The organism is Zhongshania borealis (genome assembly GCF_039539625.1).
Lineage (GTDB): Bacteria > Pseudomonadota > Gammaproteobacteria > Pseudomonadales > Spongiibacteraceae > Spongiibacter > Spongiibacter borealis.
Map to the genome: position 1 here is coordinate 235,158 of NZ_BAABDM010000005.1, position 19,518 is coordinate 254,675.

The 19,518-nt window shown below is 50.3% G+C and carries 16 protein-coding genes; 10 read left to right on the forward strand and 6 right to left on the reverse strand.

Annotated elements, in window-relative coordinates:
- The first annotated feature begins 13 nt into the window (after positions 1–13).
- The 5 genes from infB to pnp all read left to right on the forward strand — a co-directional run bounded on the left by infB (position 14) and on the right by pnp (position 6,839).
- Positions 14–2,866 carry a translation initiation factor IF-2 gene (infB, locus tag ABD836_RS14140; protein WP_344937083.1) on the forward strand — a complete coding sequence of 951 codons (2,853 nt, stop codon included), beginning with the start codon at positions 14–16 and terminating at the stop codon, positions 2,864–2,866.
- A gap of 28 nt (positions 2,867–2,894) precedes the next feature.
- Positions 2,895–3,281: a 30S ribosome-binding factor RbfA gene (gene rbfA, locus ABD836_RS14145; RefSeq protein ID WP_344937085.1), complete on the forward strand. Its 387-nt coding sequence runs from the start codon at positions 2,895–2,897 to the stop codon at positions 3,279–3,281.
- A gap of 5 nt (positions 3,282–3,286) precedes the next feature.
- Positions 3,287–4,219, forward strand: coding sequence for a tRNA pseudouridine(55) synthase TruB (truB, locus tag ABD836_RS14150; RefSeq protein WP_344937086.1), 933 nt, complete (start codon positions 3,287–3,289; stop codon positions 4,217–4,219).
- 151 nt (positions 4,220–4,370) lie between these two features.
- Complete coding sequence (gene rpsO, locus ABD836_RS14155; RefSeq protein WP_344937088.1) at positions 4,371–4,640, forward strand: 30S ribosomal protein S15; 270 nt, start codon at positions 4,371–4,373, stop codon at positions 4,638–4,640.
- A 72-nt stretch (positions 4,641–4,712) separates the two neighbouring features.
- Positions 4,713–6,839: a polyribonucleotide nucleotidyltransferase gene (pnp, locus tag ABD836_RS14160; protein WP_344937090.1), complete on the forward strand. Its 2,127-nt coding sequence runs from the start codon at positions 4,713–4,715 to the stop codon at positions 6,837–6,839.
- Between the two features lie 112 nt (positions 6,840–6,951).
- On the opposite strand, the gene ABD836_RS14165 is transcribed toward pnp, so the two are convergent.
- Entirely contained in the window at positions 6,952–7,434 is a 483-nt protein-coding gene (locus ABD836_RS14165) for an FKBP-type peptidyl-prolyl cis-trans isomerase (protein WP_344937092.1), read from the reverse strand.
- 111 nt (positions 7,435–7,545) lie between these two features.
- Here ABD836_RS14165 and ABD836_RS14170 point away from each other — a divergent pair, with 111 nt between their 5' ends.
- Entirely contained in the window at positions 7,546–7,728 is a 183-nt protein-coding gene (locus ABD836_RS14170) for a hypothetical protein (protein ID WP_344937093.1), read from the forward strand.
- Positions 7,729–7,733: 5 nt separating this feature from the next.
- Here ABD836_RS14170 and ABD836_RS14175 read toward each other — a convergent pair whose 3' ends face one another.
- Positions 7,734–7,997: a hypothetical protein gene (locus ABD836_RS14175; RefSeq protein WP_344937095.1), complete on the reverse strand. Its 264-nt coding sequence runs from the start codon at positions 7,995–7,997 to the stop codon at positions 7,734–7,736.
- Between the two features lie 165 nt (positions 7,998–8,162).
- On the opposite strand from ABD836_RS14175, the gene parC reads away from it, so the two are divergent.
- A complete protein-coding gene (parC, locus tag ABD836_RS14180) occupies positions 8,163–10,421 on the forward strand; it encodes a DNA topoisomerase IV subunit A (RefSeq protein ID WP_344937097.1) in 2,259 nt (752 codons plus the stop codon).
- Here the strand turns inward: parC and ABD836_RS14185 are convergent.
- On the reverse strand, positions 10,418–11,638 hold the full coding sequence (locus ABD836_RS14185; protein WP_344937099.1) for a hypothetical protein: 1,221 nt from the start codon (positions 11,636–11,638) through the stop codon (positions 10,418–10,420). The two genes, parC and ABD836_RS14185, sit on opposite strands and share 4 nt — an antisense overlap.
- Before the next feature lie 119 nt (positions 11,639–11,757).
- On the opposite strand from ABD836_RS14185, the gene serB reads away from it, so the two are divergent.
- Positions 11,758–12,969, forward strand: coding sequence for a phosphoserine phosphatase SerB (serB, locus tag ABD836_RS14190; protein ID WP_344937102.1), 1,212 nt, complete (start codon positions 11,758–11,760; stop codon positions 12,967–12,969).
- A 39-nt stretch (positions 12,970–13,008) separates the two neighbouring features.
- Here serB and ABD836_RS14195 read toward each other — a convergent pair whose 3' ends face one another.
- From ABD836_RS14195 to epmB, 3 genes are all read right to left on the reverse strand, one after another.
- Positions 13,009–15,015: an EAL domain-containing protein gene (locus tag ABD836_RS14195; protein ID WP_344937104.1), complete on the reverse strand. Its 2,007-nt coding sequence runs from the start codon at positions 15,013–15,015 to the stop codon at positions 13,009–13,011.
- A 40-nt stretch (positions 15,016–15,055) separates the two neighbouring features.
- Positions 15,056–16,855, reverse strand: a complete 1,800-nt coding sequence (locus ABD836_RS14200) for a hypothetical protein (protein ID WP_344937107.1) — start codon at positions 16,853–16,855, stop codon at positions 15,056–15,058.
- Positions 16,856–16,932: 77 nt separating this feature from the next.
- Complete coding sequence (gene epmB, locus ABD836_RS14205; protein ID WP_344937109.1) at positions 16,933–17,946, reverse strand: EF-P beta-lysylation protein EpmB; 1,014 nt, start codon at positions 17,944–17,946, stop codon at positions 16,933–16,935.
- 48 nt (positions 17,947–17,994) lie between these two features.
- Between epmB and efp the strand changes: the two genes are divergently transcribed.
- Together efp and epmA are read left to right on the forward strand one after the other, a co-directional pair.
- Positions 17,995–18,564, forward strand: coding sequence for an elongation factor P (gene efp, locus ABD836_RS14210; protein WP_344937112.1), 570 nt, complete (start codon positions 17,995–17,997; stop codon positions 18,562–18,564).
- Entirely contained in the window at positions 18,565–19,518 is a 954-nt protein-coding gene (gene epmA / locus ABD836_RS14215) for an EF-P lysine aminoacylase EpmA (protein WP_344937114.1), read from the forward strand.

A 19,518-nucleotide genomic window follows, 5' to 3' on the forward strand; every position in this document is an offset into this window, starting at 1 on the left:
GGGAGAATGATGAATGGCTGAAGTTACCGTGAGCCAGCTAGCAGAAGTCGTTGGCGCACCTGTCGAGCGATTGCTGCGACAAATGAAAGAAGCGGGCCTGTCACACAGTGCTGCTCAACAAGCTGTGTCCGATGAAGACAAGCAAACCTTGCTGACTTTCTTGAAGCGGAGCCACGGAGAATCAGCCGAGGCGCCGCAGCAAATTACGCTTAAGCGTAAAACCCTGAGTACCCTGAAAACGGGCTCGGGTGCAGGTAAGAAAACAGTGAATATCGAAGTGCGTAAAAAGCGTACTTACGTTAAGCGTGATCCGGCGGAAATGGCGGCGGAAGCCGCTGCAGAAGAAGCCCTCTTGCGCGGTGATTCAGCTGCGTCTACAGAAGAGCCGAAAGCGGCTACTGTCGCGGTAGAGCCCGTTGTAGCTGAAACTCCGGTTACAGAAGTGCCAGTAGAGAAAGTGGCGGAACCCGCTGCTGTTGAGGCTGAAAAAGCGCCGGAGCCGACTCCTGAGCCTGAAGTGGTGAAAGCCGAGCCAGTGAAAGCTGAACCTGTTAAAACCGAGCCTGTTAAAGTTGAAGCGCCTGCGGCACCAGAAAAGCCGGCGGCTGAGCCGGTTGCCGAGGTGGCTAAACCAGCGCCAGCGAACAAGACTGACGAATATCGCGAAGTGGTTGAAAACGTATTAGATGTCGACCCTGAAGTACTTCGCCAGCGCGCTATATTGCGCCGCAAGGCAGAGGAAGAGCGTGTTAAAGAGCGTCGCGCTGCTGTGGTTGCCGAGAAAAAACGTGAAGAAGAAGAGCGCGTAGCGCGCAAAAAAGCAGCTGCAGCGCCAAGCCCTGATAAAGGAGCTGGCCCAGCACCTGCTGCTGCCGAAACCAAATCTGGTGATGATAAACCCGCACCGCGTCATCACCGTCGCGCTGCAGCAGCACCCGCCGCTGCCGGAGATGATGATCGTCCGCGTCGCAAAGGTGGCAAGGCGCGTGGTAATAAGCGTGACGATTTCGACGGCAACTTTGCTGGTGGCGGTCGTCGTAAGAAAAAGACACTTAAACTCCCCGATGACGCTCAGCGTCACGCATTTAACGCGCCGACCGACAAAATCGTCTATGCCGTTAATGTAGGCGAAACCACTACTGCCGCTGAACTTGCTCAGCAAATGAAAGTAAAAGCCGCTGAAGTTATTAAAGAAATGATCAAGATGGGATTGATGGTTACCATCAATCAGCCAATTGATCAGGACACTGCTCAGCTAGTTGTTGAGGAGATGGGGCACACCGTTAAGCTGGTTTCTGAGGATGCTGTAGAAGAGGCCTTGGAAGAGACACTTGGTGCTCGAGGCGCCGGTACTATGGTTGCGCGTGCGCCAGTGGTTACCGTTATGGGTCACGTAGACCACGGTAAAACCTCGCTGCTCGATTATATCCGTAAAGCCAAGGTTGCCAGCGGCGAAGCAGGTGGTATTACTCAGCACATCGGTGCCTACCATGTAGAAACCGGCCACGGCATGATTACCTTCCTCGATACGCCAGGTCACGCGGCATTTACGCAAATGCGTGCTCGCGGTGCTAAGAGTACTGACATTGTCATCTTGGTAGTTGCAGCGGATGACGGCGTTATGCCGCAAACCGAAGAAGCGATTACCCATGCAAAAGCTGCGGGCGTTCCGCTGGTTGTTGCAGTGAACAAGATGGATAAAGAGGGTGCTGATCCAGAGCGTGTTAAAAACGAGCTCTCTCAGCGCAATGTTATTTCAGAAGAGTGGGGCGGCGACACGCAGTTTGTGTACGTGTCTGCTCATTCTGGTGAAGGTATTGATAAACTCCTCGATGCGATATTGCTACAAGCCGAATTGCTGGAGTTGAAGGCGGCGCCTGATCTGCCAGCGCAGGGCTTGGTTATCGAATCTCGTTTGGATAAAGGTCGTGGGGCGGTTGCGTCTTTGCTGATTCAGAGCGGTACGCTTAAGCAGGGCGATATTGTCTTGGCTGGTCAGTGCAGCGGTCGAGTTCGCGCCATGATGGATGAAAACGGCAAGCCAGTAAAAGATGCTGGTCCGTCGATTCCTGTTGAGATTCTCGGTCTTGATGGTACCCCAGATGCGGGTGACAGCTTTGTGGTCGTTGAAAATGATAAGCGTGCCCGTGAAGTCGCTGACTTCCGTCAGGTTCGCGAGCGAGAGCAGCGTATTAAGCGTCAGCAAGCGGCCAAGCTAGATCGTATGTTTGAAAGCATGGAAACTGCCGAGCGCCGGATTTTGAATATCGTTCTAAAAACCGATGTTCGCGGTTCATTGGAAGCGCTGCAAGCGTCCTTGATGGATATTGGTAACGAAGAAGTTAACGTCAATATTGTTTCTGCCGGTGTCGGTGGTATTACTGAAACAGACGTAAACTTGGCGCTGACTTCTGGCGCGGTGATGTTCGGCTTTAATGTTCGTGCAGATTCCACTGCCCGTAAATTGGCTGAGAACGAAGGTGTCGATCTGCGTTATTACAGCGTAATTTACGATGTGATTGATGACGTAACTGCGGCCCTGACCGGTATGCTTAGCCCAGAAATGCGCGAAGAAATTGTCGGTATTGCTGAAGTCCGCGACGTATTCCGTTCACCTAAATTTGGCGATATCGCCGGCTGTATGGTGGTAGAGGGTACGGTTTATCGCAATAAGCGAATTCGCGTTCTGCGCGCAGATGTGGTGATTTACGAAGGTGAACTCGAATCATTGCGCCGCTTTAAAGACGATGCCAACGAAGTCAAAAACGGTACTGAGTGTGGTATCGGCGTGAAGAACTACAAAGACGTACGCCCCGGTGACAAGATCGAGGTTTATGAAGTGAAGGAAATCGCGCGTAGCCTTTAAGGGCTAGCGCATTGGGGTATAAGGTAAATTGAAAGAATTTAGTCGCACAGCACGTATTGCGGATTTCCTAAAGCGAGAGCTGGGTAGTTTTATCCAGAAAGAGCTGCGGGATCCGCGTCTGGGCATGGTTAGCGTGATTGATGCAGAAGTCAGTCGCGATATGAGCCACGCCAAAATTTACGTGACGGTTATGGGTAAAGACTCTGCTGAAGAAGCCAAGGAATCTTTGGCTGTGCTCAATAAGGCCGCAGGCTTTTTGCGTAGCCAAGTGGCTAAAATCAATAATGCGCGGACTACCCCGCAATTGCGCTTTTACTACGATAGCAGTATTAATCGCGGCCAGCACATTAGTAAATTGATTCAGGATGCGGTTGCAGCAGACCGTAGCCGCTACCCGGAAGACGACGGGGAATAATAGTTTTGGCAAAAGCTCGTAAAGGGCGACCGATTAACGGCATTTTGGTGCTGGATAAACCCCCTGGTCGTTCTTCAAATGGTGCGATGGTTGTCGCCCGCGCTATCTACCACGCTACAAAAGCCGGTCATACTGGCGCTCTTGATCCCTTGGCTACCGGTGTACTGCCGGTTTGCTTTGGTGAGGCTACCAAATTTTCCCAGTATTTACTCGATGCGGATAAAGAATACCGCAGCACCTTTGTGTTCGGGCAACAAACCGATACCGGTGATGCCGAAGGTGAAATATTGGCCGAGCAGGATGCTTCAAACATAACGGCGGAGCAGCTCGAGGTTCAGATTGATAAGTTGCGTGGCGATATTTTACAGGTGCCGCCGATGTATTCAGCATTGAAACGTGACGGCAAGCCCCTGTACGCGCTGGCACGTAAGGGGATCACTGTTGAACGCGAAGCGCGGCCGGTGACAATCCGAGAATTTGAGCTAGAGTCATTTACTGCGGGGCCTTTGGCGCAGGCGGTGGTTCGAGTGGTGTGTACTAAGGGCACGTATATACGCTCTTTGGCCGAAGATTTGGGTGCGGCTTTGGGTGTTGGTGCGCATGTAGCAACCTTGCGTCGTTTGCAGGCCGGGCCATTTTGCGAGCAGCAAGTGGTGACCACAGAGGCGATTCAAGCACTGCGTGATGCCGGTGATTTTGAAGGTTTAGATGCGTTATTGCTGCCAATTACCGATGCATTGGGACACATGAATACGCTTATTCTTGGTGATACAGCGGCCTACTACGTGCGGCAAGGCCAGGCGGTGCAAATATCAGGTGCACCCTCGGAAGGTTTGGTTGTGCTATTAAGTAAAGACAGCGGCGAATTCATGGGAATTGGTGAAATTTTAGACGATGGGCGAGTTACTCCTCGTCGTTTGCTCTCAACTATGGGATAATGCGCGGCTGATTTTACGTAGCCGTCACGAAAATAGGGCGCGTAATAGGAAAATGAAGCCTTGAATGTATTTAAGGCTTCCGAACCTGACTGTAAATATGCGCGGTCAGGCTCGATTGATAAACGCATATTCGTACTTAAGGAATGTAAAAATGGCATTATCTGCTATCGAGAAAGCTGAAGTTGTTAAAGACTACCAAACCGCCGAAGGCGACACTGGTTCTCCAGAAGTGCAAGTTGCGCTACTGACTGTCAACATTAACAAGCTACAAGGCCACTTCGAAGGCCACAAAAAAGATCACCACTCACGTCGTGGTTTGATCCGTATGGTTAACCAGCGTCGTAAATTGCTGGACTACCTGAAGCGTAAAAACCAAGAGCGTTACAGCAAACTGATCAAGCGTTTAGGTCTGCGTCGCTAAGAAGAATAAGTGAGGGGGCCTTAGAGGCCCCCTTATTACTTTTATCATCCTTATTTTGGGAGGAATTACTCCGTGAATCCCGTTACTAAAACATTCCAGTGGGGCGGCCAAACTGTCACTCTGGAAACCGGTCGTATAGCGAGACAAGCTAGCGGTGCGGTATTGGTTACTATCGATCAAACTCAAGTTCTGTGTACTGTGGTAGCAGCAAAATCTGCTAAGCCAGGTCAGGACTTCTTCCCGCTGTCTGTGCACTATCAAGAGCGCACTTATGCTGTGGGCAAAATTCCTGGTGGTTTCTTTAAACGCGAAGCGCGTCCCTCTGAAAAAGAGACACTGACTTCACGTTTAATCGACCGTCCAATTCGTCCACTGTTTCCTAAGGGTTTCCAGAACGAAGTGCAGGTCATCTGTACGGTTATGTCTGCAGACAAAGTAAACGACCCTGATATCGCTGCGCTGATCGGTACTTCCGCAGCACTGGCTATATCTGGCGCGCCATTCGCTGGCCCAGTTGGCGCGGCTCGTGTTGGCTTTACAGCCGAAGACGGATATATCCTCAACCCTACGTTCGAACAGCTGAAAACCAGCATGCTCGACATGGTGGTTGCTGGTACGCAAGACGCAGTGTTAATGGTTGAATCAGAAGCGAAGCAGCTGACCGAAGACCAGATGTTGGGTGGCGTTTTATACGCTCACCAAGAAATGCAGGTTGTGATTCAAGCCATTAAAGAGCTTGCGGCAGACGCGGGCAAACCATCATGGGATTGGCAGCCAGCAGCGGAAAATACCGCTTTGTTGGGCGCTGTTGCTGAAGGCTTTAAAGCTGGTTTGGGCGATGCCTACCGCATTACAGACAAAATGTTGCGTTACGCCAAAGTTGGCGAGTTGCGCAATGAAGCTATCGCTGCCTTGGCTACTGGTGACGATGCGCAGTACAGCGCCGACGATGTGAAGGGCGTTTTTGCTAAGCTAGAAAAGCAAATTGTACGTCAGCGTATTCTTAACGGCGAGCCACGTATCGACGGCCGCGACGGTCGCACTGTACGTCCGATCAACGTTGAAGTTGGCGTATTGGGTAAAGCCCATGGTTCAGCACTGTTTACACGCGGTGAAACTCAGGCTATTGGTGTGGCAACGCTGGGCACCTCTCGTGACGGTCAGTTTGTTGATGCACTGCAAGGTGAGTTTAAAGATCACTTCCTGTTGCACTATAACTTCCCTCCCTACTCAGTAGGCGAATGCGGTCGCATGGGCAGCACAGGTCGTCGCGAAATCGGTCACGGCCGTTTAGCGCGTCGCAGCTTAGAAGCGGTATTGCCTAGCGTTGAAGAGTTCCCGTACACGATTCGCGTTGTTTCAGAAATCACAGAATCTAACGGTTCAAGCTCCATGGCTTCAGTCTGTGTTGGCAGCTTGTCCTTGATGGATGCTGGTGTACCGCTGAAAGCGCCTGTTGCCGGTATCGCGATGGGTCTGGTTAAGGAAGGCGAGCGTTTCGCAGTTCTTACCGACATCCTCGGCGATGAAGATCACCTTGGCGATATGGACTTTAAAGTAGCTGGTACCGCCGATGGCGTAACTGCGTTGCAGATGGACATCAAGATCGAGGGTATCACCCAGAAGATCATGGAAGTTGCTCTGGAGCAGGCTCAGCAGGCTCGTTTGTTGATTCTTGGTCAAATGAATCAAATCTTGGCTAGCTCGCGCAGCGATGTGTCGGACAACGCGCCAAGCATGCACGTGATGAAAGTCGATTCTGACAAAATCCGTGACATCATCGGTAAAGGCGGCGCCACTATTCGCAGTATGTGCGAAGAGACTGGTGCGCAGATCGATATCGAAGATGACGGTACTGTCCGTGTTTACGGTTCAGATGCTGCGTCACGTGACGATGCGGTTAACCGTATTCTGGCGATTACTGCTGAAGCTGAAGTCGGAGCAATTTACACCGGTAAAGTCGCGCGTATCGTTGATTTTGGTGCCTTTGTTACGATTCTGCCGGGTAAAGACGGTCTGGTACACATCTCACAGATTTCTGATGAGCGTGTCGAGAACGTCAGCGATTACCTGACCGAAGGCCAAGACGTACAGGTGAAAGTCCTAGACGTTGACGCCCGTGGCCGCATCAAGCTGTCGATTAAAGAAGTTGCGGCGGAAGCGGCAACTGAAGAGCAAGGTGAGCCTGCCGCTGAATAAGCGCTACTTTCTTGCTTAATCAAAAAACCCCGCATAATGCGGGGTTTTTTTTGGACTAGATTTTCTTATCGGTATTACTGTTTCGTGAGCGTTAAACCGGGCAGAAGTTTTTCTAGTGCTGATGTCCGCCTTCACCATGGGCGTGGCGGTGGCGAATTTCTTCGTCAGTAGCATCGCGTATGTCTTTAATAAGTACTTTAAAGCTCAATGTTTGCCCAGCCAGTGGATGGTTGAGGTCAACATCTACGGAAAATTTACCCACTTTTACTACAGTCGCTTGGCGCATGCCTTTGTCGGTATTGAAGCTAATCGCTTGGCCGGGTTTCATTTTGCCTTCGTGTTTCAAGTACTTGGCCGGAATGCGTTCCTGCTTATTGGGTTCGACATGACCGTAGGCATCTTCTGGGGCTAGTGTAACCTCAAATTCGTCGCCAATCTGGTGGTCGTTCATGGCTGTTTCTAAACCGCTAATGATATTATCGGCGCCATGCATATACAGTGACGGTGTGTCGTTAAAATTATCTTCTAAGACCGTGCCTTGGCTATCGCGAAGTTCGTAGTGGAATGACACTACGTTATTTTTGCTAATTTTCATCTTGTCTCCTTATCGCGATTGGATATCGCACCGCAATCTCAAGGCGCGTATAGTAATCGTGAATTTCGCCCAGTGGTAGCTTTGCAGGGCTGAATATAACGGAGAAATATCATGGGTGAGGTTATCCCCTTTGCCAAGCGCCCAGCGGGCCGCAAGCCGGTAAGCAGTTTGTGTCGTGAAGGGCATCACAAGTGGCGAGTTGATAAAGCTAAGCAGTTTGATGTAAAGCAGGGGAAATTAGTGACGGTATATCTATGTGAACGTTGCGGTGAAAAGAAAACCACCGCACATTGAGGCGTTTACTGAATTTCGATAGAGCCACCGTGATTGATTTCATCGCTGATCATGGCTAACCAATTTTGCGCTTCATCGAGGCCTTCAACAGCTTTTACGACGCAGGCTAGGCCAAGCAAATGCTCTCTGAGCAACGCTCGCATTGGTAAGTCGTGTTCTTGCGCCTGTTCTTGAAGAAATAGAAATGCCTGGGCGCTAATGTCGTCAATATGCATCTGCTGCGTATTCTGACGATATTCTGCTAGTCTAACTACTTTTGGGGCGGCCATTTCAGATCTCCTTTGATCAACTTTTAATCAAGTATAGGGGCCTGAGCGGAATAAACCCTTCGTAATTACCCGTACGGTGGGGAATGTTGATTAGTTCGGCATTGCTGGTCGTATCGATGAGTGATATTAAATAAGCATTATTGTTTAAGGATTAAATAAGACCGTATGTCGGAAACTATCGTGATTGGCGCTGACGGCGTCGAGCAAATGCCACTAAAGAGTTACACCGAGAAGGCGTATTTGGATTATTCCATGTACGTTATCCTAGATCGCGCACTGCCCAATATTGCGGATGGTTTAAAACCGGTGCAGCGACGGATCGTGTACGCAATGAGCGAACTAGGCCTGAAGGCCAGTGCCAAATATAAGAAGTCGGCGCGTACCGTGGGTGACGTAATAGGTAAGTTCCACCCCCATGGCGATAGCGCTGTATACGAGGCGATGGTGTTGATGTCGCAGGACTTCTCCTACCGTTATCCGCTTATTGATGGCCAGGGGAACTGGGGTTCGCCAGATGACCCTAAATCCTTTGCCGCAATGCGTTATACCGAGTCGAAGCTGACGAAATATGCAGAGGTGCTATTAAGTGAGCTGGGGCAGGGCACTGTGGATTGGGTCCCTAATTTTGATGGTGCCATGGATGAGCCGTCCACGATGCCGGCGCGCGTGCCGAATATCCTATTGAATGGCACTACCGGTATTGCCGTAGGTATGGCCACAGATATTCCGCCCCATAATTTGCGCGAAGTGGTCAGTGCTTGTATTCATCTTCTGGATGCGCCGAATGCCTCAGTGGCAGAGTTGTGCGAGCACGTTAAAGGCCCTGATTTCCCCACTGATGCAGAAATCATTACCCCGCCAGAAGACCTGCGTAAAATTTATGAAACGGGGCGTGGTTCACTGCGTATGAGGGCGCTGTGGCAGGAAGAGGGCGATGATATTGTTATTACCTCGTTGCCCCACCAAACCTCTGGTTCAAAAGTGCTTGAGCAAATTGCAGCGCAGATGCAGGCTAAGAAATTGCCAATGGTTGTGGATTTGCGCGATGAGTCTGACCACGAGAACCCCACGCGTTTGGTGATTATTCCGCGTTCGAACCGCGTTGATGGGCAGGCGGTGATGAATCATTTATTCGCCACCACTGATCTTGAACGCAGCTACCGGGTTAATATGAATATGATTGGCCTCGATGGCCGGCCCCAAGTGAAAAGCCTCGATAAGATTCTCAGCGAATGGCTAGAAATTCGCACTAATACTACCCGTCGCCGTCTTGAGTATCGTTTGGATAAGGTGCTTAAGCGCCTACATATCCTTGATGCCTTATTAATCGCGTTCCTTAATATTGACGAAGTGATCGCGATAATTCGTGAAGAAGATCAGCCGAAGCCGGTCTTGATGGCGCGCTTTGGCATAACTGATACCCAGGCCGAAGCTGTTTTAGAATTAAAATTGCGGCATTTGGCCAAGCTCGAAGAAATGAAAATTCGCGGAGAGCAAGATGAACTGGCGAAAGAGCGTGACTCGCTCGAGCAAACTTTAGGCTCTACTCGGCGTATGAAAACATTGGTTCGCAAAGAACTGTTAGCAGTGGCTGAAGAGTTTGGTGACGACCGGCGCTCCCCGCTTGTTGTGCGTAGCGAGGCCAAGGCGTTTCTTGAAGAGGATCTTGTTGCTGCTGAACCAGTTACGGTGATTTTGTCTGAGATGGGCTGGATTCGCGCGGGCAAGGGGCATGATATTGATCCGGTAACCTTGAGTTACAAATCTGGCGACCGTTATAACTTGGTGGCGCGGGGGAAAAGTAATCAGCCGGTAATTATTCTCGATAGCACGGGGCGCAGCTATACGGTTGCCGCGCACACCTTGCCTTCGGCGCGCGGTCAAGGAGAGCCATTGACCGGCCGTATTAACCCTCCTTCTGGGGTGAGTTTTACGGGCATGATGATGGGCAGTGATGAAGGTTATTATTTATTAGCATCAGATGCCGGCTATGGATTTATTGCGAAGCTGGCTGAGTTGCAGAGCAAGAATAAGGCAGGGAAAGCGGCGTTAACACTGCCGACCGCTGCGAAGGTGTTGTCGCCCATTGCTATTGCCGATATGGCAAGTAGCTATGTGGTTGCGGTAACAACCGAAGGCCGTATGTTAATTTTCCCAGCCACAGAATTGCCGGTTATGCCTCGTGGTAAAGGTAATAAGATGATTGGTATTCCGTCGGCGCGACTTGCTAGCCGAGAAGAGTATGTGACTGCGATAGCGATATTTGGCGAGCGCGATATTCTTAAAGTGATTTCGGGTAAGCGACATTTGTCACTCAAATTTGCCGAGCTAGAGCATTATGTCGGTGAACGCGGGCGCCGGGGCCATAAATTGCCAAGAGGCTTCCAGAAAGTAGATGCGCTAGAAACCATTAGCCCTAATTAATTAGGGCTGCGTGCTTGGTCTTCCTGTTGCCGTATGTTGTCTTGTTTGAATGACTCTAGACTCAGCTTTTTAAGCTGAGTCTGTTGGCGTTCAAGTAAGTCACTATACGGTGACTTCATGCCGATGACCTGGTTGCCCCGGAAGTCTCCCCAAGCCTCAATCCGCTCGTGTTGCCGACTGTTTTTGTCTAGCCAAGTGCTCCTGCCTTCCGCGGTGGCCGTGTGTAATTGATCGATAGCGGCACATTCCTTGGCAGCACATTCCCAGTGATCGCCTTCGCCGAGAATATGCGCGATGCCAGCGCGGCTGCGTAGAATTTTATCGAGTTTTTGAAAGAGTTCGGCGCAACACAATGCGCGGAAAAGTGGGTGATCGGTGTCCGCAATTTCAAAAAAACGCAGGCTAATAGCATTGTGGCGATGCACCACGATGTCGGCGTGGTAGAGGCGTGCAATCGCTTCACCTCGGGCATAGCTAGTGCGGATATGTTCGCGGAAACTGTCGGGTGCCATTTGCGCTTGTAGTGAGTCGTAGGCTTGCCAGTGACAATGCAGCACATAGTAGTCTTTAAAGCGATTTTTGCCGAGTTTGCTTAGCCGAATTTGCGGGTTGTGAATTTCTTCTAAAAGCTTACCTAAGCTGTCAGTACCGCGGTACGCGCACTCATCATTGCGCAGCGGTTGCGCTAGGCGGGCTCTGGCTAGCTCTAATAGCTCCTCTATTCGGCGTAGGGGAACGGCGACAATCGCGTAGCTAAAGCACGCGAGTAGGCCGGTTAGGATCAGGAGTGTTTTGCCTAAGTCACGAATTTCGTCGCCAATCAATTCTCGGCTAAGTGACAATTTAACGAGGCCGAGGCGGCCGTCGGCGGCGACCTGCGCTTCGTAATTTAAGTTTTCAGGGCGCCAGTGCCCAGCTTCCGCGACCGCTTCTTCCCTCGCGTTCGCAATGCTTCCGTAGACGATCAGCGGACTATTGATATAGTCCTGCAAAATAGCTTGTAGACTGACTTTATCGTTACGTAATAGCGCTTGCTGGCTTTGCGATGCGAGCTGATTGGTCCACTGCTGACCGATCATTCGGGTGGTTTCCAGTAATATCTGTTTGCTGGCGGTCATGCTGGTCAGCAATAAGGTCAAGCCAGCGATTGCACATATTAACGCGGTAATTAATCCACATTTGGCTGACAAGGGGAGCTTTAGGAGCTGCTTTAGCATTTACTATCATTCCATCCGGAATTAGAGGTTTTATTTGTGTTGCGAGTATATCAAGGCTCGCGGCACTTGGGTGTAATCCGATCAACCGCTACAATACGCCGATTACCGTAGGGGGTGGTGTGAACGAAATCATATTGATTAATATTGCCGGAGATGATCGTCCGGGCGTAACCAGTAGCATAACCGGTATTCTAGCTGACCATGGGGTGAATATCCTCGATATTGGTCAAGCGGTAATACACGACAACTTATCCTTGGGCTTACTCGTTGAGGTGCCTGCCAGTGCCGAGGCGGCGAGTATTCTGAAAGATATTCTGTTCCGCACCCATGAAATGCAAATGCAAGTGCGCTTCTTACCTGTTAGCCCCGAGAGTTATAACCAGTGGGTAACAGGGCAGGGCAAGCAGCGTCATATAGTGACCTTGCTGGCTCGAAAGATAACGGGGCGACACATTGCCAGCGTTACAGACATTGTGTCGCGCTATGAACTTAATATTGACCGTATTGATCGCTTATCAGGTCGCGTGCCCTTGGAGGGCGTGGCGCAGCAGTCTAAAGCCTGTGTTGAACTGTCAGTTCGCGGGGATTTAGTCGATGCCTCGGACTTCCGGCGCGAATTGCTTCATCTCGCCAGCGAGCTAGATATTGATGTTGCCTATCAAGAAGATAATATGTTCCGTCGAACGCGGCGCTTGGTGGCTTTTGACATGGACTCGACCCTAATTGAGGCCGAGGTAATTGATGAGCTAGCCAAAGCCGCGGGCGTTGGCGTTCAGGTTGCAGAAATTACGGAGCGTGCCATGCGCGGCGAAATTGACTTCACCGAGAGCTTTAAGGCGCGGGTCGCTTTACTAAAAGGTTTGGACGAGTCAGTGCTTGAGGGCATTGCGGCGAGTTTGAAAATTACCGAAGGCGCCGAGAAGCTCGTCTCAACACTGAAACAGCTGGGCTACAAAACGGCTATTCTGTCCGGCGGTTTTACTTACTTTGGTCACTACTTGCAGCAAAAGCTTGGCATTGATTATGTTCATGCTAACGAGTTGGTCATTCGCGATGGGCGAGTGACCGGTGAGGTTGAGGGTATAGTGGTTGATGGTCAGCGCAAAGCCGAGTTGTTGCGCGAGATTGCGCAGCGTGAAAGCTTGAATATGGAGCAGGTCATTGCCGTTGGCGATGGGGCGAACGATTTGCCTATGCTGAGTATTGCAGGATTGGGAATCGCCTTTCGGGCTAAACCGATTGTTCGGGAAAATGCCAAGCAATCCATCTCGACCTTAGGGTTAGATGGAATTCTTTATCTGCTTGGAATCAGTGATCGCCACACCAATTAAGATGCGCCACAGCCTGCGGGCCGTGGCACGTCGAACTCGCTAGTTAAATGAAGCGAATTCGTAGCTCATGCTCGGCATTGGGTCGTTAACATAGCTGCCCTGAATAAAATCCGGCCCTAGTTGCCAAAGCATGGCTAGGGTCGCGGCACTGCCGACATTGGGGATCAGTACTCTGCTTCTTAATACTTTGGCTTGCTCAACAATTTCTTTGATTTGCTCATTACTTGGTGTATCTGTCTTTCTGAACCCGGGTTTAACTAGGTGCGGCTGAAGGTGCGATAAAAATTTATTGCCCTTTTTGGCGCGACCAAAGTTTCTGACGCTAAGTGCAGAGCCCATTTTTTGTAGCTGCTGAGCAAAATTCAGAGCCGGTTTTAAGGCGTTGGCAATACTTTCTTCGTTGAATTGCAGTATCACTGACGACGGCGGTAAGCCAGCGGCCTTAAACGCAACACTGAGCCAAGAGCAAAATTCAGGGTCATGAAACACATTACCGCTGAGATTGATGATCAGCTTTAGATCGTGGCCGGTTTGCCGCTCTTTGGCGAGTTGTTTGGTGGCTTCAACAATAATCCAGTGATCTAGTTTATTGTTTTCGGGTTCTTGCTCAATGACCCGCAGTAGCTCACCTGCGGTGACCTCACCCTCGACCCAGTCCTTAATATCCAAAGAGGCTTCGTAGTGGTCACCATCGGCATTGCCGAGATTGATCATCGGCTGGAATAGCAGCGTTAACCGGCCCCTACTTAAAGCTTCATCGGCGATTGAAGTTGCTGCTTCTACAGTGCTGAGTTGTTGGCGCTCGCGGTAGTAGATTTCCGCTTTGTTCCCGCCGGCGAGGTACGTTTTTTCGACGCCGTGGAACAGTGTGTCTAATAATATGCCGGCTCGCGGCGGTGTGAGATGGTTGATCGATGTAATCGCAATGCTAACAGTGCATTGCAGAGACTTCTTTTTGACTTCAAAAATGTCATTTTCAATGGCTTTGCAAAGTTCTTGTCCCATTTCTAAAGCGGTGTCACTACCTACGTGATGACATATGGCCGCGATCATATCGTCGGCAACACGGCCGTAGAATTGTGCTGGTAGGTTTTCTCGCACGTGTTTGCTGATGGCCTCGATGACGTTTTCAACGTCTAGTAGGCTCGAGCTTTGGCGTAGTTTACTAAAGCGGTCGATGGACAGCAGTACTAGTGATGAGTCGCTATTGCGCTCGTTTTCGATAAATTCCTGTAAGATCTCCTGGAATCGGTATTTATTACTCATTTGCGTGCTCAGATCTAAACCATTGATCTGATTATTGCTGTCGTTATTTTGTAAGCTTAGCTGTATGCACTCTTCGCCGTCATAGGTGGCGCTATTGCAAGTAATCATGGTTTTTACTTCGTGACCACCGCTGTGCGCGAAGCTGATTTCGAGTTGCTGCTGATCCTTGTTTTGTTGCTGCTTTTTTAGAGCGTTTTTAAAGCGTGCTTGATCCTTGTTGGTAATCAAGTCGACGATGGGAAAGCCTTCTAAGTCCTCATTCCCCATATGCTCACAAAAGGGCTGGTTGGCGTAAATGACCATGCCGTCTGTAATGTACGCGAGGGGATCTAGGTGCTCGGCGAGCAACAATACATTGCGTTCTTCTGCGTCTTCGAGGGCGAGTTCACGCAGCTTTAATTCGCGGCGAAGGTTTTGGCTGCGCTGTTCTCGCAATGCGGCACTTACTAGTTGAGGAATATCGTACTTGCTGATGATGTCAACGACGACGGGATCAGGTGGATTTAATGGGTCGCCTTCGCCCATATAAATTACTGAAATATCCGCGTTGTGTTTACGCAATAAATGGCCGCAACGCTGTGCATCGAGCTGTGAGCGCTCGGCATCAAAGATCAGGACATCCCATTTTTTATCAACGATGACTTCTGCCAGTTTTTCTCCGGTTTCGATGCTTAAGGTATGGGCAACTCGGCCAGCACGCCGACAACAGGCGATGATTTGTTCAGCGTCATTATCCGCTAGGCAGAACAGCAAGATATTGATAGCGGTGTTGTTACTCATAATGACTCTTTAACGTGGTGATGCCGGAATCGCTGCGGGTTTATAAAATATCCCAAAGCTGATTGAAATCTCCTTTATTCCCTTGGTCGGAGTCTGATACATCCAGTTTAATGCTTGTTCGAGAAATATCTTGGAATGTGAATAGTTTATAGGCGTTGGAGTTGTCAATTTTTTTATCGAGTTTTACCCGCATAGCATGACCGGGTCGAAGTAGCTCAACGGTTTGTCCTTCAGCAAAGCCAGTAACACTAGACAGTAGCAGCAGGGGAGTACTTGCGAATTGGCCTCCAGGCAGTAACATTGCGCGCTGGAAATCTTGCACGGGTAGCCCTGAATGAACAAGCCTAACGCTATACGGAGTGGCTGCGGAGGCGATGGTCTCGATGCCAATCTGGTGGTTGTCGTCGCTGCGCATCCAGCGTACCACGGCAATTCGCCAGCCATCGTGATCATTCACTTTTATGCCGATTAACTCGCCGGTACGAATACGGACTTGAGCCGTTTCTGGCCATTCGAGCCGGTAGCCCGCGCTGCTGGTATCGAGAATGCGGGTGCGTAAATATTGGTAGGCGGTGTCCGGTTTTGGGCTTGCGTGATTATTTGATGGGAGGCTATAGCTGATATTCTCAATGTGACTTGGCATTTCGTCATAATCGATGTCGAGATGTTCTGTTACATTACTGTCAACGTCACGGGTATCTAAGCCTGCGCTTCCCCAAGCATCATTACCCTTCTTTGGCTCTTTTAAATACGGATCGGGGCGAGACTCGGCTTGATCTCGGTCAATTTTAAAACTATCGAACTCTATCTGGTTGGCAACGTAGTAGTGTGTTGCGTTCATACCAAGGGTGACGAGCACGGGGTCGTTACAGGGAACGCGCTCTGCTGCACGTGCTGTCGCTGCGCTCCACGCAACCGACAAGTGGTCAATAATTGTTTTGGGGAGCGCACTCTTGGATTTTGATTTATTTGCCGGTGCGCTGTCGGACATAGCGCCGCCCGGGCTTAAAATTACCTTAGTATCGATACCTAACCAGCCGGGTGCTGGTGCGCGCTGAATCAGTTCGCGGTAGACAGGGTGGGCGTCTTCTAGTGGATTAATGAGTAGTACGCAGCTTTCCAGGCGGTCGGCACGCAACTCGATAAATGCTGTCCAGTAATTGAGTTCATTGAAAATTTCCTCAATATGGCGCTGAGGAAGTTGGTGAGTTCTGCTGCAGGAAAGCATTAGCGGTCGTAAGTAGGCCTGTATAACGGTGCCATCGCCAAGAAGCTTGTCGCTTACCTTTGCTTTATTCAACTTTAGGCTGAGCGCACATTGGTATACTGCGTGCATTGTTAGCCAAAAGCCGCTATGACTCGCGCGATAGAGCTGGTGGCTGCGTAATAATATACAGCTGTATTCGCTTAGTGCGCGATGCAGGCAGCTGGCCATCGAGTCTTTGGGTTTTAGTAAGCGGCTTTCGGCCTCAAAACCTTGGAATGCTTGGCAGTACGCTGTGGCAAGCTGAGTGTTTAAGGTGTCAGCGAGTAGCACTATTTTTTGTGATTTTTCCGGAAGAATAATGGGTTTGTTTAAATAGTGCTGAGACAGCCCTTTGGTGACGTAATGCACTTGTGGGCGAATTTTTTCGAGAATTTCAAAGCGGTCTTTGGCTTTACAGGAGGTGTGGCTAAGCTCTGACAGCGCTTGGAATAGCTGACGGGTAGACTCTCCAAGATTGGCTAGCGGTAGGCTGCTTAGCCAAGTGCTGACCGCATTCGCGTTGAGCGCGAACTGACTATGGGTGTCGCGGTTAAACTTGGGTAAGACCAGTGTGAGTTTTGATCTACTATTCATTATGTCCCGTTAATTCCGGCGGTCTCAAAGCACACTTATGAGGTTTGTGTATTAAGTCTATGTTTTTACGCGTTAATTCATAATAGCGCAAGTGGTCGTTTACTGCTTGCTTTAGGATCTTCCCGCACTAAACGCGGCACTAAATATCCAGGTAAGCTCGCCAGCACGTCGCGCATAAGGGTTTGGGCCTGTGCTTCAGCGACGTCAAAGTGACTAGCGCCTCTAACTTTATCTAATAAATGCAAATAATAGGGCAAAACGCGGCTAGCAAACAGTCGATGACTTAACTTAATTAAGGTTTCGGCGTTGTCATTAATGCCGCGCAGTAAAACGGTTTGATTCAATAGCTGGATTTTAGCGTCATTGAGGGCGTTAAGCGCGTCGATGCTGGCTTGATCTAGCTCATTGGGGTGATTGCAGTGGATGACCATTACTGTTGTTAAGCGATGTTTACTCAATACAGTCAGCAATTCTGCAGTAATGCGCGCGGGTAATACGAGTGGTAGCCGTGTGTGAATGCGCAGTGTTTCAACGTGCGGGATATCGGCGATACGACTTATTAAACGGTCTAAATAGTCATCACTGGCCGCAAGTGGGTCGCCTCCGCTTAGTATTACCTCGTGAATCTCTGGGTGCGCGGCGATGTAATCCAGCGCTTGCTGCCAGTCCTTCTGGCTGGGATTGTTTTCATTGTAGGGAAAGTTGCGTCGGAAGCAGTAGCGACAGTGAATCGCGCAAGCCGAGGTGGTGATTAACAATACCCGGCCGTGGTATTTATGAATTAACCCCGGTACCGGGTTGGCCTCTAGCTCTGCCAATGGGTCATCGACAAAGCCAGCATGCAAATTGGTTTCCTGCGCTTGCGGCAATACTTGCAATAGTAGCGGGTCGTTCCAGTCGCCCGCCTGCATTTTAGCGACAAAGGCTTCGGTGACGCGTAGCGGAAATTGCTCTAGTGCTTCAGCTAGGCCGGGGCGAGCAGAGAGGTCTAAATTTAGGCGGCTAAATAGCTGCCCGGGGTCGCGAATCATCTGCTGCATTTGCCGTTGCCAGCTTTCAGTCTGCCAAATTGTTGTGATTAGGGGTATCATTGCTGCCTTTTTAATCTACGGTTTACGACATAGCCGCTGAGGAGAACCATGGCCAATTATTCTACTAACGAATTTCGCAACGGGCTAAAAGTAATGCTCGATGGCGAGCCCTGTTCAATTCTGGAAAATGAATTTGTTAAACCCGGTAAAGGTCAGGCCTTTAATCGGGTGCGTCTGCGCAATCTCAACTCCGGTCGGGTGTGGGAGCGTACCTTTAAGTCAGGTGAGTCACTTGAAGGCGCTGATGTTATTGACCAAAGTATGGAGTATCTCTACAACGACGGCGAATTTTACCACTTTATGGACCCAGAATCTTTTGAACAGGTTCAGGCGGACACGAAAGCGGTAGGCGATGCCTCGCAGTGGCTGAAAGAGCAAGATGTGGTTACGGTGACCTTGTATAACGGTGCGCCATTGTCTGTAACGCCACCGAATTTTGTAGAGTTGTTGATCGTTGAGACTGATCCCGGCGTGAAGGGTGATACTGCACAGGGCGGTACCAAGCCGGCATACCTCAGTACTGGTGCAGTGGTGAAAGTGCCCTTATTCCTTAGCGAAGGCGAAGTGATTAAGGTCGATACCCGCACGGGCGAATATCAGAATCGAGTTAAAAGCTAAGTGAGTGAATGGCGGCCCACTGCCGATTTTACGGCCTTGGGCCGTCGCGCTCAGCTCCTCAGTCAAGTTAGGCAGTTTTTTCAGGCTCGCGATGTGTTAGAAGTAGACACGCCGCTGCTGGCCTCTGCACCGGTTACCGACCCCAATATTGAAGCTATTGCTGCCGAATCACCGTCTGGTGAGGGGCAGTTGTATCTGCAAACTTCACCTGAGTTTGCGATGAAACGTTTGCTTGCGGCAGGCAGTGGTCCGATTTATCAAATCTGTAAAGCGTTTCGCCGCGGTGAGCGCGGTCGCCGTCATAATCCCGAGTTTACTATGTTGGAGTGGTATCGTCCGGGTTTGAGCCTTGCGGATTTGATCGATGAGGTGGCGGCCGTGATCGGATTAGCCAGCGGCTATTGCGATACGGTGGTAATGACTTACCAGCAGGTTTTTGAGAAGCACTGCGGTCTTAACCCTCACTCAGCGAGTATTGAGGCGTTGCGAGACTGTGCGCGTCAACACCTCGACCTCAGTTTCGACAGTGATGATCGCGATCTGTGGTTACAGTTATTAATGTCGTCGGTGGTAGAGCCAGCGTTGGACCCGGAAAAAATTTGCTTTGTGGCTGATTTTCCAGAAACGCAAGCTGCCTTGGCGAAAGTTGGCGTTAATGAGGATAGCTACCCCGTAGCGCGTCGTTTTGAAGCCTTTTACGCTGGAATGGAATTGGCCAATGGCTATGATGAATTGCGCGATGCCGCTGAGCTGGTGCGACGCATCAGTGATGACCATCGGCGCCGAGGGGTGGCTGGGCAATGCCTACCGCCAATTGATCGCTATCTGTTAAAGGCTATGCCGCACTTGCCGGAATGCGTTGGCGTGGCGATTGGCTTTGATCGATTGGTAATGATTGCATGTCAGGCGGCGCGTATCGACGAGGTGATCGCATTTCCGCTTGAACGGGTATGA

What these genes read in the sequence shown, in the direction of transcription:
- infB (WP_344937083.1), top strand. Translation starts at nt 14, where the DNA reads ATGGCTGAAGTTACCGTGAGCCAGCTAGCAGAAGTCGTTGGCGCACCT.
- rpsO (WP_344937088.1), top strand. Translation starts at nt 4,371, where the DNA reads ATGGCATTATCTGCTATCGAGAAAGCTGAAGTTGTTAAAGACTACCAA.
- ABD836_RS14165 (WP_344937092.1), bottom strand. Translation starts at nt 7,434, where the DNA reads ATGAAAATTAGCAAAAATAACGTAGTGTCATTCCACTACGAACTTCGC.
- ABD836_RS14170 (WP_344937093.1), top strand. Translation starts at nt 7,546, where the DNA reads ATGGGTGAGGTTATCCCCTTTGCCAAGCGCCCAGCGGGCCGCAAGCCG.
- ABD836_RS14175 (WP_344937095.1), bottom strand. Translation starts at nt 7,997, where the DNA reads ATGGCCGCCCCAAAAGTAGTTAGACTAGCAGAATATCGTCAGAATACG.
- parC (WP_344937097.1), top strand. Translation starts at nt 8,163, where the DNA reads ATGTCGGAAACTATCGTGATTGGCGCTGACGGCGTCGAGCAAATGCCA.
- ABD836_RS14185 (WP_344937099.1), bottom strand. Translation starts at nt 11,638, where the DNA reads ATGCTAAAGCAGCTCCTAAAGCTCCCCTTGTCAGCCAAATGTGGATTA.
- ABD836_RS14195 (WP_344937104.1), bottom strand. Translation starts at nt 15,015, where the DNA reads ATGAGTAACAACACCGCTATCAATATCTTGCTGTTCTGCCTAGCGGAT.
- ABD836_RS14200 (WP_344937107.1), bottom strand. Translation starts at nt 16,855, where the DNA reads ATGAATAGTAGATCAAAACTCACACTGGTCTTACCCAAGTTTAACCGC.
- epmB (WP_344937109.1), bottom strand. Translation starts at nt 17,946, where the DNA reads ATGATACCCCTAATCACAACAATTTGGCAGACTGAAAGCTGGCAACGG.
- efp (WP_344937112.1), top strand. Translation starts at nt 17,995, where the DNA reads ATGGCCAATTATTCTACTAACGAATTTCGCAACGGGCTAAAAGTAATG.